At 64.2% G+C, this 13,480-nt stretch carries 16 protein-coding genes; 2 read left to right on the forward strand and 14 right to left on the reverse strand.

Annotated elements, in window-relative coordinates; all coding sequences use genetic code 11:
• Window positions 1-211: 211 nt before the first annotated feature.
• Window positions 212-694: a hypothetical protein gene (locus tag EXN22_RS20815; protein ID WP_130265833.1), complete on the forward strand. Its 483-nt coding sequence runs from the start codon at window positions 212-214 to the stop codon at window positions 692-694.
• 146 nt (window positions 695-840) lie between these two features.
• A complete protein-coding gene (locus EXN22_RS20820; RefSeq protein ID WP_130265834.1) occupies window positions 841-2,121 on the forward strand; it encodes an OmpP1/FadL family transporter in 1,281 nt (426 codons plus the stop codon).
• Window positions 2,122-2,191: 70 nt separating this feature from the next.
• Here EXN22_RS20820 and EXN22_RS20825 read toward each other — a convergent pair whose 3' ends face one another.
• From EXN22_RS20825 to cobO, 14 genes are all read right to left on the reverse strand, one after another.
• Window positions 2,192-2,743, reverse strand: coding sequence for a glutathione peroxidase (locus EXN22_RS20825; RefSeq protein ID WP_130265835.1), 552 nt, complete (start codon window positions 2,741-2,743; stop codon window positions 2,192-2,194).
• A gap of 42 nt (window positions 2,744-2,785) precedes the next feature.
• Entirely contained in the window at window positions 2,786-2,908 is a 123-nt protein-coding gene (locus tag EXN22_RS26505; protein ID WP_267903241.1) for a hypothetical protein, read from the reverse strand.
• Complete coding sequence (locus EXN22_RS20830; protein WP_130265836.1) at window positions 2,905-4,107, reverse strand: MFS transporter; 1,203 nt, start codon at window positions 4,105-4,107, stop codon at window positions 2,905-2,907. The genes EXN22_RS26505 and EXN22_RS20830 overlap by 4 nt, the downstream gene beginning before the upstream one ends.
• Before the next feature lie 64 nt (window positions 4,108-4,171).
• Window positions 4,172-4,576 carry a MarR family winged helix-turn-helix transcriptional regulator gene (locus tag EXN22_RS20835; RefSeq protein WP_130265837.1) on the reverse strand — a complete coding sequence of 135 codons (405 nt, stop codon included), beginning with the start codon at window positions 4,574-4,576 and terminating at the stop codon, window positions 4,172-4,174.
• 50 nt (window positions 4,577-4,626) lie between these two features.
• Window positions 4,627-5,355 carry an adenosylcobinamide-GDP ribazoletransferase gene (locus tag EXN22_RS20840; protein ID WP_130265838.1) on the reverse strand — a complete coding sequence of 243 codons (729 nt, stop codon included), beginning with the start codon at window positions 5,353-5,355 and terminating at the stop codon, window positions 4,627-4,629.
• Window position 5,356: 1 nt separating this feature from the next.
• Window positions 5,357-5,926, reverse strand: a complete 570-nt coding sequence (cobC, locus tag EXN22_RS20845; RefSeq protein WP_130265839.1) for an alpha-ribazole phosphatase family protein — start codon at window positions 5,924-5,926, stop codon at window positions 5,357-5,359.
• Complete coding sequence (cobT, locus tag EXN22_RS20850) at window positions 5,923-6,978, reverse strand: nicotinate-nucleotide--dimethylbenzimidazole phosphoribosyltransferase (RefSeq protein ID WP_130265840.1); 1,056 nt, start codon at window positions 6,976-6,978, stop codon at window positions 5,923-5,925. The genes cobC and cobT overlap by 4 nt, the downstream gene beginning before the upstream one ends.
• Window positions 6,975-7,496: a bifunctional adenosylcobinamide kinase/adenosylcobinamide-phosphate guanylyltransferase gene (gene cobU, locus EXN22_RS20855; RefSeq protein WP_130265841.1), complete on the reverse strand. Its 522-nt coding sequence runs from the start codon at window positions 7,494-7,496 to the stop codon at window positions 6,975-6,977. Before cobU ends, cobT begins: the two co-directional genes overlap by 4 nt.
• Window position 7,497: 1 nt before the next feature.
• The gene (locus EXN22_RS20860; protein WP_130265842.1) at window positions 7,498-8,952 is read right to left on the reverse strand and encodes a cobyric acid synthase; all 1,455 of its coding nucleotides are present in this window, start codon (window positions 8,950-8,952) and stop codon (window positions 7,498-7,500) included.
• Window positions 8,949-9,941 carry a threonine-phosphate decarboxylase CobD gene (gene cobD / locus EXN22_RS20865; protein ID WP_130265843.1) on the reverse strand — a complete coding sequence of 331 codons (993 nt, stop codon included), beginning with the start codon at window positions 9,939-9,941 and terminating at the stop codon, window positions 8,949-8,951. The genes EXN22_RS20860 and cobD overlap by 4 nt, the downstream gene beginning before the upstream one ends.
• Window positions 9,934-10,842 (reverse strand): adenosylcobinamide-phosphate synthase CbiB, encoded by a 909-nt coding sequence (cbiB, locus tag EXN22_RS20870; protein ID WP_130265844.1) that lies wholly within the window; start codon window positions 10,840-10,842, stop codon window positions 9,934-9,936. Before cbiB ends, cobD begins: the two co-directional genes overlap by 8 nt.
• Window positions 10,842-11,495, reverse strand: coding sequence for a 5,6-dimethylbenzimidazole synthase (gene bluB / locus EXN22_RS20875; protein ID WP_165392244.1), 654 nt, complete (start codon window positions 11,493-11,495; stop codon window positions 10,842-10,844). Before bluB ends, cbiB begins: the two co-directional genes overlap by 1 nt.
• Window positions 11,486-12,781 (reverse strand): cobyrinate a,c-diamide synthase, encoded by a 1,296-nt coding sequence (locus EXN22_RS20880; RefSeq protein WP_130265846.1) that lies wholly within the window; start codon window positions 12,779-12,781, stop codon window positions 11,486-11,488. Before EXN22_RS20880 ends, bluB begins: the two co-directional genes overlap by 10 nt.
• Window positions 12,778-13,389: a cob(I)yrinic acid a,c-diamide adenosyltransferase gene (gene cobO / locus EXN22_RS20885; RefSeq protein WP_130265847.1), complete on the reverse strand. Its 612-nt coding sequence runs from the start codon at window positions 13,387-13,389 to the stop codon at window positions 12,778-12,780. Before cobO ends, EXN22_RS20880 begins: the two co-directional genes overlap by 4 nt.
• Window positions 13,390-13,480 lie beyond the last annotated feature (91 nt).

Consider the following 13,480-nt stretch of genomic DNA (forward strand, 5'->3'; position numbering starts at 1 on the left):
TTTTTTATGCCTGCAGGAGCGGGCTTGTGTAATCGCTGCACGGCATATGAGTTATAACTAAAAGCCGTAAATGTTTTAAAAACAGGCCTTTACAGAGTGAATATGACACTACACTTCAACTCAAGCGGCACAGGCCGCTTCCGGCGGGCCTGACCGACTCACCAGCTGCCAAGCTCCAGCGTCCGCCGGCCAATTACAGTTCGAGGGCATCATGGGTATCGCCGCGAGCGAGTTGAGCCAGTTTGTCATTCGTCCGACCCTGATCTACCTGGGTCGTCATTGCCCAAGCGCCGAAGCCCTGCTGCTCGGGGTCGCCGCCAGCCAGTCAGCACTGGGCTCGGCCCTGCACGACCGTCGCGGCCACGGCCTGTACCGTATCGGCGAACTCCGCCACCAAAGCCTCTGGGACCAGTTCCTGGCCCGCGATCCGGACCTTGCCAGCCTGGTGCGTGGCCTGGCCAGCCAACATGCGTTCCTCAGCGGCCCGCACCTGGAGCTGACGGTCAACCTGCGCTATGCCACCGCCATCGCCTGGATGCTCATCGAAGAACAAGCCCCCGAACTCCCCGCCGCCGACGATTTGTTGGGCCTGGCACGCATCTGGCGACAAACCTTTCAGCCCCAGGGACGCCTGCGCGATTTCACCTGCGCCTGGCAAACCTGCATCGCTCCTGTGACTCTTCAGGCCTGCTGACAGTCACTGCATTCCATAATCGGAAAATCCCAGCCATTTTGGTCGGATTGTCCTACAAAACCGCTCTATCTCCTGCGATACAGCCTATAGCGCTGCGGGTGAAATGTTGGTAATTTTCGCCCCGGAGATCTCAAGGAGTTCTAATAATGAAAAAAGTAATGCTCAAAACCTCTCTCGGCCTCGCCGTCACTCTTGCCTCGACTCAACTGTTCGCCAGCGGCTTCGCCCTCAACGAACAAAGCGTCAGTGGCATGGGCACAGGTTTCGCAGGTCGTTCTTCTTCTGCCGATGATGCCAGCACCGTGTTCGGCAACCCTGCCGGCATGTCCCGCCTCAAACGCGAACAAGTCACTGTCGGCGGCGCCGCCATCATCGCCAAGTCCGATATCAGCGGCAGCGGCACCTTCGGCGGCAGCAACGACGGCGACATGGTTCCAGTCGTCGGCGTACCGATGGGTTTCTACGTCAAACCTATCGACGACCACTGGGCGTTCGGCTTCGGCATGTATGTGCCGTTCGGCCTGGTAACCGACTATGAAAACGGCTTTGCCGGCCGCTACTTCGGCAACAAGAGCGAAGTCCAGGTCGTCACCTTGCAACCGACCATCAGCTATGCCTTCAACGACAAGGTCTCGATCGGTTTCGGCCCGACCATCAACCGTATCGATGGCACCCTGGAGTCGGCTGCGCTGAAACGCACCTCCCCGGGCATAGATGACGGCAAGGTCAAGATTTCCGGTGATGACACCGCCATCGGCTACAACATCGGTGTGCTGGTCCAGGCAACGGACAGCACCCGTGTAGGCCTGACCTATCACTCGATGGTCGACTACAAGCTTGAAGGTGACACCAAGATCAGCGGTTCCGGCTTCGGCCCATTCAACGGCAGCAAGTTTGACGCCACGCTGAAGATCAAAACGCCGGAATCGGTCGACTTCTCCGTCACCCACGAACTGGATGCCAACTGGACACTGTATGTCGGTAGCACCTGGACGCGCTGGAGCCGCCTGGAAGCCATCACCGTCAACAACGAAGGTGTTCCTGCCGCTCTGGCACCTGCCCTGGGCCAGATCAGCGAAGAGCAGAACTGGCACGATACCTGGGCCCACGCCATTGGTGCAGCCTACAAGCTGAACAAGGAATGGACCCTGCGCGCCGGCTTCAGCGTCGACCAGGCCCCTACCAACAACGCCAACCGCTCGCCACGTATCCCGACCGGCGACCGCAAGGTGTTCAGCCTCGGTGCCGGCTGGAGCCCGAACGACGACATGACTGTCGACCTGGCCTATTCCTACCTGATGGAAGAAGACGTCAAGGTTCGCCAGAACACTTCCCCGACCGATCCAGCGCACTTCAAAGGCTCCTACAACGCCAAGTACGAAAACAGCGCTCACGGCCTGGGTGCATCGCTCACCTACCGCTTCTGAGTGATTGCATGCTGCACAAAAAAACCGCCGATTCTGGCGGTTTTTTCATGCGTGCTGAACGGCACTGCGTTCAGGGTTGGGACGCGATGGCCTTCTCGATCGCCGCCGTGAACGCCGGATCATCCGGCTTGGTCAGGCTGGTGAAATTGGCCACCACCCTACCCTTGCGATCGACCACGTACTTGTAGAAATTCCACTTCGGCGCGCTGCTCTGCTCGGCCAGCGCCTTGAACAGCGGCGTAGCGTCCGCGCCGCGCACTGGCTGGGCCTTGGTCATGGTGAAGGTAACGCCGTAGTTGGCGTAACAGACCTTGGCAGTTTTCTCGACATCGGCGTCTTCCTGCTTGAAGTCATTGGAGGGTACCCCAAGCATTTCCAGGCCCTGCTCGTGGTACTCCTTGTAGACACTCTCGAGCCCTTCGAACTGCGGAGCAAAGCCGCAATAACTGGCAGTGTTGACCACCACCAGCGGCTTGCCGGCAAAGCGTTCGCAGAGATCGATCTGTTCCTTGCCGCGCAGTTCCGGCAGCGTGCCCTTGAGCAGCGCCGGGCAATCGGCGGCCAGGGCATTGGCAGCGGCGGCCAGGGTCAACAGCGGAATCACTATCCAGCGTGTGCGCATCTTCTCTCTCCCTCGAACGTGCCTGAAGAAATCAGAGTACTCCTAGCACACGCCCATGCCCAACTGCATCAACGCCAGGCCACCCTCATGCCAGCCCCACCAGGCCAGCACCAGCAGTGACAATGCGGCAAGGCCAAGCAAGGCGCGAATAGCTAAGGTGCTCATGCTGCTTGCGCCTGCAAGCGTGCCACCGGGCGCTCGCGTACCGGCCAGTTGAGCGCGGCAGCGAGCAGACTGAGCAGGATGGAAATCTGCCAGACCAGGTCGTAGTTGCCCGTCTGGTCATACACCACCCCACCCAGCCAGCCACCGAGAAAGGCGCCCAACTGATGGAACAGGAAGACGATGCCGCCCAGCATCGACAGATTGCGTACACCGAACAAGGTGGCGACGGTGCCATTGGTCAAGGGCACCGTCGACAGCCACAGCAGGCCCATGGCGATACCGAACAGGTAGGCGCTGAACGCGGTGATCGGCGCCCACAGGAACAGTACGATGACCACTGCGCGCAGCAGGTAAAGGGCCGTCAGCAGGCGCGGCTTGGACATGCGCCCGCCGAGCCAGCCAGCGGTGTAGGTGCCGACGATATTGAACAGCCCGACCAGCGCCAGCACCGTGGTACCGATGGTGGCGGGCAGGTGCTGGTCGACCAGGTAGGCTGGCAGATGCACGCCGATGAACACCACCTGGAAGCCACAGACGAAAAAGCCCAGGGCCAGCAACCAGAAGCCCGAATGCGAGCAGGCTTCACGCAGGGCCTGCCCCAGGGTCTGCTCATTGCCATCACTGGGCAAAGGCCGATCCCGCAGCAAGCCCACCAGCGGCACGATAAAAGCCACCAGCAGGCCCAGCACCAGCAATGCCGCCGACCACCCCAGCCAGCCGATCAGGCCCAGGGTGCCAGGCAGCATGGCGAACTGGCCGAAGGAGCCCGCGGCGCTGGCGATGCCCATGGCCATACTGCGTTTTTCTGCCGGCACAGCCCGGCCGACCACCCCCAGAATCACCGAGAATGACGTGCCTGACAGGCCGATACCGATCAACAGGCCGGCACTGAGCGACAGACTAAGGGCCGAGTCGGACATACCCATCAGCACCAGGCCGACGGCATAGAGAATACCGCCGACCAGCACCACCTTGGCCGCGCCCAAGCGATCGGCCAGAGCCCCGGCAAACGGCTGGGCCAGGCCCCAGATCAGGTTCTGCAGGGCAATGGCAAAGGCAAACACCCCGCGACCCCAGCCAAAGTCGGCACTCATCGGCGCCAGGAACAGGCCAAAGCCATGCCGCACGCCCAGCGACAACGCCAGGATCAGCGCCGCCCCGAGGAGAATCCACCCACTGGTTCGCCATACCGATGTCATTGTTGTTGTCTCCCGAGTGCCGCAAGGTTATACGGGTATATACCCGCTTATAATCGTTAAAAACTCAGGCCAGCATCTCCAGCAAGCGCACCAGCTCGTCGCGCCGGCCTTCGCCGAGGGTCTGGATCAAGTCGCTTTGCGCCTGCTCCCAGGCAGGTTCTGCCGCCTGCAGCCGGGCCCTACCCTGCTCGGTAAGCAAGACGATGCGATTGCGCAGGTCTTGCCCTTCGGCCAGGGCCACCAGGCCATCGGCTTCCAGCACCCGCAGGTTGCGCCCCAGGGTGCTGCGATCCAGTCCCATGGCTTCAGCCAGGGTGGAAATACTCGGTTGATCCAGACGGCGCAGGTGGCGCAACAGAGAAAACTGCGCGACGTTGATTGCGAAGCCTTCGAGGGCTTCGTCGTAATGCCGGCTCACCCCACGGGCAGCACGACGCAGATGGGTGCAGATGCATTCGCTGGTCAACATAATGCGTGTATATACCCGCACCTGGGCAACTGCAAGCTTTTATTCGCCGCTCACAGTACCAGGGCGATCAATACCGCCAGCTCCAGCAGCTCAAGCAGGGCCCCGGCGGTGTCTCCGGTGGTACCGCCCAGACGACGCACCATCAAGCGTCGCAGCCAGGCGAAGACCAGTGTGGCCACTGCCAGCACCCACAGCCCTTCGAGCCCTGCCAGCAACCCACAAAGCAATGCGCTGGCCAGCAGCACGAGCGCGCCTGCCCTACGCGGCAAGTGGTCAGCAAGTGCCTGGCCCAGCCCCCCGCTACGCACATACGGCGTACAGAGGAACAAGCCCAGCAACGCCGCGCGGCCAATCAGCGGCGCAAGCAACAGCAACAGCCCCTCACCGCGTTCGATCAGCGCCAGCAAGGCACAGAACTTGAGCAGCAGTACCAACCCCAGGGTAACCACGGCAATCGGCCCGCTGCGCGGATCCTTCATGATCAGCAGGGTGCGCTCGCGATCACCGAAACCACCCAACCAGGCATCGGCGCTGTCGGCCAGGCCGTCCAGGTGCAAAGCGCCGCTGAGCAGCACCCAGGCACTGAGCAGCAGCGCGGCATGGAGCAGCAATGGGCTGCCCGCCAGCAGCGCGTTCAGCCCCCAGAGCACCGCCCCGAACAACAGCCCTACCAACGGGTAGAACAGTAGCGAGCGGCCCATCTGCTCCGGCGCCGGCATGCCCGGCAGGCGCACCGGCAAGCTGCTGAGAAACTGCAGGGCGATCCAGAAGGGCAGCACTTCAGACTACCTCGCGCAGGCTGCCATCCGCCGAATACGCCAGGCGATGCAAGGCACCGTGGGACACTTCGACCTGAAGCAGCTGTTCACGGGGCAAACCACGGGCCCGGGCCAGCAGAAGGCGCATCACGCCACCATGGGTGACCAGCAGCAGGTGCTTGCCGGCATGCCCCTGGTGCAAGGCATCGATGGCCTGCAAGACCCGTTTCGAGAAGTCCGCCACCGGCTCGCCGCCTGGCGGTGTGCAGGCGTAGGGGTCCGCCCAGAATTGGCCGAGCTCGGCTTCGTGGGTAAGCATCAGGTCTGCCGCACTGCGTCCTTCCCACTCACCGAAATGCAGCTCTTGCAGCCCCGGCGCCAAGTGCAATGGCAGGCGCAACTGCGCACCCAGTTCTTCGGCAAAGCGCGCACAGCGCTGCAAGGGTGAGCTGACCAGCGCATCCCAAGGGCCGCCAGCCTTCACCGCTGCGCGCATCTGCGCCCAGCCCTTGACGGTCAGGGCATCGTCGAGGCTGCCGCGCAGGCCGCCGCCCAGTTCGGTTTCACCATGGCGCAGCAGGTCGATGATCATGCCGGACGGTCCGCTACCGCAGCTTCTGCAAAGGTCGCCATCTGCCCGTGCAGGTCACAGGCCAGGCGCAATACCGGTACCGCCAGCGCCGCACCACTGCCCTCGCCCAGGCGCAGGCCCAGCTCCAGCAGCGGCTCGGCGTCAAGCTCGGCGAGCACCCGGCGATGCCCCGGCTCGGCGCCGCGATGGCCGAACAGCAGCCAGTCGCGGCACTGCGGGTTGATGCGCGTCGCCACTAGCGCGGCGACCGTGCAGATAAAGCCATCCACCAGCACCGCGACACCGGCCTGGGCGCAGCCCAGATAGGCACCGACCAGTGCGGCGATCTCGAAGCCGCCAAAACAGAACAGGCGCTGCAGCGGGTCGTCCCCCAGCGCTGCATGCTGCTGCAATGCACGCTCGATGACCTCGGCCTTGTGCCGCACACCGGCGGCGTCCAGCCCCGTGCCCGGGCCGCTGAGTTCCGTGGCCGGGCAGCCGAGCACCGCGCAGGCCAGGGCACTGGCGGCAGTGGTGTTGCCAATGCCCATCTCGCCGCCGATGAACAGCCGCGCACCGCTGGCAGCCGCGCGCAAGGCACTCTCGCGCCCGCCCTGCAGGGCCAGTACACCCTGCTCGTAACTCATCGCCGGCACACGGGCGAAGTTGGCCGTGCCGGCGCCAAGGCGCAGGTGGCGCACCCCCGGCAGTTCCAGAGCCAGGTCTACAGTACCCAGGTCGACTACTTCGAGCTGGGCATTCAACTGCCGCGCCAGCACGCTGATGGCGGCGCCTCCGCTGACGAAGTTGTGCAGCATCTGCCCGGTCACCGCTTGCGGATAGGCCGAGATGCCTTCGGCGACCACGCCATGATCGCCGGCAAAGATTGCGATCCAGACCTGCTCGACGCTGGGTTTGAGCTGGCCTTGCAAACCGGCCAGTTGCACCGCCAGGTGCTCCAGGCGGCCCAGCGAGCCAGCTGGTTTGGTCAGTTGCTGCTGACGTGCCTGGGCCTGTTCGCGAACAGTCAGGTCAACAGGACGACAGGCTTCAAGCCACCAAATTTGACTCATAATGCAGGTCCTTTCAGGGTAAGCGGCAGGCCGGCGACGCTCAGCACCACGCGCTGACAGCGCTCGGCGATGGCTTGGTGCAGCCAGCCGGCTTCATCGACATAACGGCGGGTCAGCTCGCCCATGGGCACCACGCCCAGGCCGGTCTCATTGCTGACCAGGATGATCTCGCCCGGCAGCTGCGCCAGGCAGTCGAGCAGTGCCGTACGTTCAGCCACCAGGCGCTCGGGGTCGTCGAGCATCAGCAGGTTGGTCAGCCACAAGGTCAGGCAGTCCACCAGCAGGCAGCGCTCGGCGCTGGCGTTGGCACTCAGCACATGAGCCAGTTGCAGCGGCTCTTCGATCAATGCCCACTGCGCCGGACGCCTATCGCGGTGTAACTGCACCCGCGCGTTCATCTCGCCATCGAGCGGTTCACTGGTGGCGATATAGGTGACGGCCAGGCCGCTGCGCTCGGCCAGTTGTTCGGCCAAGCGGCTCTTGCCCGAACGGGCGCCACCAAGAATCAAGGTGAGCATGTCAGTTCAGTCCGCAGAGTTGGCGCAGGCGCGCGGTGTCAAGGTGCTGCTCGACCAGATCGGCCAGGCGTTCGATGTCGCGCTCGCGCAGGGCGTGATAGTCGATCTGCTCGACCTCTTGCAGCCCGGCCCAGCGCAACAGTGCCGCGCAGGAGTGCGGCGCTTCGAACAGGCCATGCAGGTAGGTGGCAAGGACCTGACCGTCGGCGCTGATGGCGCCATCGGCACGGCCGTCGTCCAGTTGCACCGCAGCTTGCTGCAGTGCCGGCCCCCGGGTCACCCCGGCATGAATCTCGTAGCCACTGATGGCCGCCTGCTCCAGCTGCAGGGTACCGGCGACATTACGCAGCTGCTTCTGGGCCTCAAGCACCGTGACAAACTCCAGCAAGCCCAGGCCATCGCTGGCCCCCGTCGGCCCTTCCAGGCCCAAGGGGTCTTCCACCCGTTGACCGAGCATCTGCAGCCCGCCGCAAATCCCCAGAACCTTGCCGCCATAACGCAGATGGCGGCTGATCGCCTCGTCCCAACCGCGCTCGCGCAACTGCGCAAGATCGCCACGCACACTCTTGGAGCCGGGCAGTATGATCAGGTCGGCCGGCGGAATCGGCTGGCCGGGGCCAATGAACTGCAAATCGACCTGCGGGTGCAGGCGCAGTGGATCGAAATCGGTGTGGTTACTGATACGCGGCAATACTGGCACGATGACCTTGAGCTGGCGCCCGGCCTTGACGCCCTGGCGCTGATCAATGCCATCCTCGGCTTCCAGGTGCAGGTCCATCACATAGGGCAGCACGCCCAGCACCGGCTTGCCGGTACGCTCTTCGAGCCAGTCCAGGCCAGGCTGGAGCAAGGCGATATCGCCACGAAAACGGTTGATGACAAAGCCTTTGACCCGCGCCTGTTCGCTTGGCGAGAGCAACTCGAGGGTGCCGACCAGGTGAGCGAAGACCCCGCCACGGTTGATATCGGCAATCAGGATCACCGGGCAGTCCACTGCTTCGGCAAAACCCATATTGGCGATGTCACCGGCACGCAGGTTGATCTCGGCCGGCGAGCCCGCACCCTCGACCATCACCACCGGATAAGCTGCGCTCAGGCGCTGGTGCGAGGCCAGCACGGCCTGCATGGCAATGACCTTGTAGTCGTGATAAGCCACGGCGTTCATGCTGGTGACTGCGCGGCCATGGACGATCACCTGGGCGCCGGTGTCGCTGTTGGGCTTGAGCAGCACCGGGTTCATGTCGGTGTGCGGCGCCAGGCCAGCGGCCTGGGCCTGGACGGCCTGGGCTCGACCGATTTCGCCCCCGTCAGCGGTGACTGCGCTGTTGAGCGCCATGTTTTGCGGCTTGAACGGCACCACGGCAACGCCTTGACGCAACAGCCAGCGGCACAGCGCGGTCACCAGGGTGCTTTTGCCGGCATCGGAAGTGGTGCCTTGCACCATCAGGGTGGTCATGGTTGTTCCTTGGTGTATTCGCTCAAGGCTTGGGCCAGGCGCTGGAAATCCTCTTCACAGGCTGGCAAGCCGAAACGCAGGCTGGGCGGCTGGCTGAACAGCCGCAGGAGAATGCCGCGCCGGGCCATGAATTCATGCAATTGCAACGCCTGTTCGGTGACCAGGTACTGGAACAGGTCGCAACTGCCATGGGGGGCAAAACCGGCCCCGCCAAGGATCTCGGCCAGACGCTGGCTGGCCGCGGCACAGCGGACAATCTGCTGCTGATGCGCGGCGCTATCGAGCAGGCAAGCCTGGCCAAGGATGCGGGTCGGACCGCTGACGGTCCAGGGCCCGAGTTGTTCGGCGAGCAGCTGTAACAGCTGGCGCTGCGCCAGGACAAAGCCCAGGCGCACGCCGGCCAGGCCAAAGAACTTGCCGAACGAGCGCAGCACGATCAGCCCGGGGCGCTCGGCATGCGCGGCGATGCTGTGCTGCGGGGCGTTGTCCATGAACGCTTCATCGACCAGCAGCCAGCCGCCACGGCGAGCCAGGCGCCCATGCCATTCCAGCAGTTGCTCGGCACCGATCAACAGCCCGGTGGGGTTGTTGGGGTTGACCACCACCAGCACATCGAGGCTGTCGAGGTAGTAATCGACCTGATCTTGCGACAATTCACGCACCCGGTGCCCGGCACGGCGCCAGCCTTCGGCGTGCTCGGCATAACAGGGCGACAGCACACCGACCGTGCCGGGGCGGCGCAGCCGTGGCAAGGCCTGGATCGCGGCCTGGGAACCGGCCACCGGCAACAGGTGCTCGACCTGGTAGTACGCACAGGCCGCCTGTTCCAGACCGTCGTCGGTTTCCGGCAAGCGTGCCCAGGCGTGCAACGGAATCTCGGGGATTGCATAGGGCCAGGGGGCAATGCCGCTGGACAGGTCCAGCCAGTTTTCGCGGGCGATGCCATATTGCTGGACTGCGCGTTGCAGGCGACCACCGTGTTCAAGCATAGAATTCAGCCCCCAGGCACAACAACAGCAACCACAACCATACACCCTGGCAAACCAGGCGCCAGCCGCGCCCGATAGCCTCGGCATCGGCCTGTGGGCCCTCGCCCAGTTGCGGGCGCTCATGCAACTCGCCGTGATACACCGCCGGGCCGCCCAGCTCGACGCCCAAAGCCCCGGCCCCGGCCGCCATCACCGGGCCAGCATTGGGGCTGTCCCACAACGGCGCCTGGCGTCGCCAACAGCTCAGGGCCAGGCGGGTTTTGCCCAGCAGTGCGTAGGTCAACGCCACCAAGCGTGCCGGAACATAGTTGAGCAGGTCATCGATCTTCGCAGCGGCCCAGCCAAAGCGTTCGAAGCGTTCATTACGATAGCCCCACATCGCGTCCAGGGTGTTGCTCAGGCGGTATAGCACCACCCCGGGGACACCGGCGACGACAAACCAGAACAGTGCGGCGAACACCGCATCACTGCCGTTCTCCAGCACCGACTCGGTGGCGGCGCGAGCCACGGCAGTTTCATCGAGTTCGCGGGTTTCACGGCTGACCAGATAGCCCACCCGCTGCCGCGCCTTTTCCAGATCACCCTGGCGCAAGGCTTCGGCCACTGGCGTCACATGTTCACCAAGGCTGCGCAGGCCCAGGGCGCAATACAGCGCCAGCACTTCAATCAGCCAGCCGATGTACGGTAGCCAGGACAGCAGCATGGCGAGGAAGGTCAGCGGCACCACGGCCAGGAACCAGGCCGTAACCCCATGACTGCGCCAGCCACGCCCGCCGGCATTGAAGCGTTGCTCCAGGCGCGCAGCGAGGCGCCCGAAGGCCACCAGTGGATGCCGGCGTTTGGGCTCACCCAGCAGCGCATCCAACGCCACCCCGGCCACCGTCAGCAAAGCCACACTCATCAAGACTCTCCCCACTGGTTTTCAAACAACAATTCATGCAGCGGCCGCGCCGTGGCCCAGCCTTCGAGCACCAGCATGGGTGCCGGGTAGAACACCTGCACCGGGCCCAGGCACAGGATCGCCAGCGGTTTGGCGCCGGCCGGCATGCCCAGCAGCGTGGCCAGGGCCTGGGGCTCGAACAACGATACCCAGCCCATCCCCAGGCCTTCGGCGCGGGCCGCCAGCCAGAGGTTCTGGATTGCACAGGACAGCGACGCCAAGTCCATTTCCGGCAAGGTGCGACGGCCGAAGATATGTGCGTCACGCTCATCCATCAGCGCAGCGACCAGCAGCTCGGCGCAGTCGTTGATGCCCTCGACCTTGAGTTTCATGAAGTCGTCGGAACGCTCACCCAGCGCCTGCGCGGTGCGCAGTCGCTCCTCTTCGACCAGGGCCTGGATACCTTGGCGCAGTTCAGGTCGGGTAATGCGAATAAACCGCCAGGGCTGCATCAGGCCAACGCTGGGGGCCTGATGCGCGGCTTCAAGCAGGCGGGCGAGCACTTCAGGGGCCACTTCGCCACCACTGAAGTGGCGCATATCACGGCGCTCGCCGATGGCGCGATAAACCGCAGCGCGCTCGGCTGCGGTAAAAGCATGCTCGTTCATGGACACAACAGCGCCGCCGATGCCTGGGGGTTGGAAGCAAAGTAGAAATGCACGTAGGAAGCCGTCAGCCGGCCGCAGCGGTACACCGCCTCGGCGCCCCGGCCACCGTTGGGGCTCTGCCCACGGGCAATCGGTTCAAGCTCGGTACTGGTTAGCGAATGATGGTAGGTGTGCCCGCGCAGGGTACCTTCCGGCAGCTCTACCGCTTGCAGGGCCAGGGCCGCCAGACGCTTTTGCATCACGGCCTCGCCAGCCAGCAGGCCAAGCAGCTCGGCGCGCTCACCGGCCACATCGGTCAGAGCATCGAGCAGGTAGAGCATGCCGCCGCATTCGGCGAGCAATGGTTTACCAGCGTGATGGTGGCCGCGAATGGCCTCGAGCATCGGTGTGTTGGCGGCCAGCGCCTGGTGATGCAGCTCCGGGTAACCACCGGGCAGATACAGGCTGTCGGCCGGCGGCAAGCTTGCGTCATGCAGCGGTGAGAAGAACGCCAGCTGCGCCCCCATGGCGCGCAACAGGTCGAGGTTGGCGCCATAGGTGAAGGCAAAGGCCTCGTCGCGGGCGACCGCAATGCGCACGCCTTGCAGCAAAGGCTCGATGGCAACTTCGCTCGGCGCGGCGAAGCTCACCGCCGGCGGCAAAGCCGCATCGCAACTGGCACCCAGAGCAGTTGCAGCGGCATCCAGGCGCGCATCGAGGTCGTTCAGCTCACTGGCCTGGACCAGACCCAGGTGGCGGCTCGGCAGCTCGATGCCGGTTTCTCGCGACAGCCCGCCATACCAGCGCAGCCCTTGGGTCAGGCTGCCTTCAAGCAACTGGGCATGGCGCAGGGTACCGACACGGTTGGCCAGTACCCCGGCAAACGGCAGGTCCGGTTGATAACGCGCCAGGCCCAGGGCCAGGGCGCCGAAGGTCTGGGCCATGGCCGTGCCATCGATCACCGCCAGCACCGGTACGCCAAAATGTCGGGCCAGGTCGGCGCTCGATGGCGTGCCATCGAACAAGCCCATGACCCCTTCGATCAGGATCAGGTCAGCCTCGGCCGCCGCTTCCCACAAAAGCCTGCGGCTCTCCTGCTCGCCGACCATCCACAGGTCAAGCTGATACACCGGCGCACCGCTGGCGCGCTCAAGGATCATCGGGTCGAGAAAGTCCGGACCGCACTTGAATACCCGGACCTTGCGGCCCTGGTTGCGATGCAGGCGCGCCAGCGCGGCAGTCACCGTGGTCTTGCCCTGGCCGGAAGCCGGTGCGGCGATCAACACCGCCGGGCAATGGCGCGCATCACTCATAGTTCGACGCCCTTCTGGGCGCGGATGCCGGCCTGGAAGGCGTGCTTGAGCATGCCCATTTCAGTGACGGTGTCGGCCAGTTCGATCATTTCATCCTTGGCCGCACGACCGGTGACGATTACGTGCTGCATTGGTGGGCGGGCCTGCAGGTCGCTGAGCACCTGGTCCAGGTCGAGGTAGCCATGCTTGAGGGCGATGTTCAGCTCATCGAGCAGCACAAAGGCGATCGACGGGTCCTGAAGCATCTGCCGCGACACTGCCCAGGCGGCTTCGGCAGCGGCGATGTCACGCTGGCGGTCCTGGGTTTCCCAGGTAAAGCCCTCGCCCATCACGTGGTAACGCACCTGCTCGGGGAAGCGCCGGAAGAACAGCTCTTCACCGGTGCTGTTACGGCCCTTGATGAACTGCACCACACCGCACTGCATACCGTGGCCCATGGCCCGGGCAAGCATGCCGAAGGCCGAACTGCTCTTGCCCTTGCCGTTGCCGGTAAGCACCAGCAGCAAACCGCACTCGTTGGGGGAATTGGCAATGCGCTCGTCGATCACAGCCTTTTTACGCTGCATGCGCGCCAGGTGGCGTTCGTCGCGTTCGGTGGATTCAGTCATGAGGTTCTCCGCAAACCACTGTCGGCCGACCCGCAACGAACGTGGCAGCCCATGGCTGCACAAAGGGCGCGAAGGAATCGGCGTGACAGAT

Source organism: Pseudomonas tructae (assembly GCF_004214895.1).
Taxonomy (GTDB): Bacteria; Pseudomonadota; Gammaproteobacteria; order Pseudomonadales; family Pseudomonadaceae; genus Aquipseudomonas; species Aquipseudomonas tructae.

Coding starts and splice junctions, on each gene's coding strand:
- EXN22_RS20815 (WP_130265833.1), top strand. CDS start 212: ATGGGTATCGCCGCGAGCGAGTTGAGCCAGTTTGTCATTCGTCCGACC.
- EXN22_RS20820 (WP_130265834.1), top strand. CDS start 841: ATGAAAAAAGTAATGCTCAAAACCTCTCTCGGCCTCGCCGTCACTCTT.
- EXN22_RS20825 (WP_130265835.1), bottom strand. CDS start 2,743: ATGCGCACACGCTGGATAGTGATTCCGCTGTTGACCCTGGCCGCCGCT.
- EXN22_RS26505 (WP_267903241.1), bottom strand. CDS start 2,908: ATGAGCACCTTAGCTATTCGCGCCTTGCTTGGCCTTGCCGCATTGTCA.
- EXN22_RS20830 (WP_130265836.1), bottom strand. CDS start 4,107: ATGACATCGGTATGGCGAACCAGTGGGTGGATTCTCCTCGGGGCGGCG.
- EXN22_RS20835 (WP_130265837.1), bottom strand. CDS start 4,576: ATGTTGACCAGCGAATGCATCTGCACCCATCTGCGTCGTGCTGCCCGT.
- cobC (WP_130265839.1), bottom strand. CDS start 5,926: ATGATCATCGACCTGCTGCGCCATGGTGAAACCGAACTGGGCGGCGGC.
- cobT (WP_130265840.1), bottom strand. CDS start 6,978: ATGAGTCAAATTTGGTGGCTTGAAGCCTGTCGTCCTGTTGACCTGACT.
- cobU (WP_130265841.1), bottom strand. CDS start 7,496: ATGCTCACCTTGATTCTTGGTGGCGCCCGTTCGGGCAAGAGCCGCTTG.
- EXN22_RS20860 (WP_130265842.1), bottom strand. CDS start 8,952: ATGACCACCCTGATGGTGCAAGGCACCACTTCCGATGCCGGCAAAAGC.
- cobD (WP_130265843.1), bottom strand. CDS start 9,941: ATGCTTGAACACGGTGGTCGCCTGCAACGCGCAGTCCAGCAATATGGC.
- cbiB (WP_130265844.1), bottom strand. CDS start 10,842: ATGAGTGTGGCTTTGCTGACGGTGGCCGGGGTGGCGTTGGATGCGCTG.
- EXN22_RS20880 (WP_130265846.1), bottom strand. CDS start 12,781: ATGAGTGATGCGCGCCATTGCCCGGCGGTGTTGATCGCCGCACCGGCT.
- cobO (WP_130265847.1), bottom strand. CDS start 13,389: ATGACTGAATCCACCGAACGCGACGAACGCCACCTGGCGCGCATGCAG.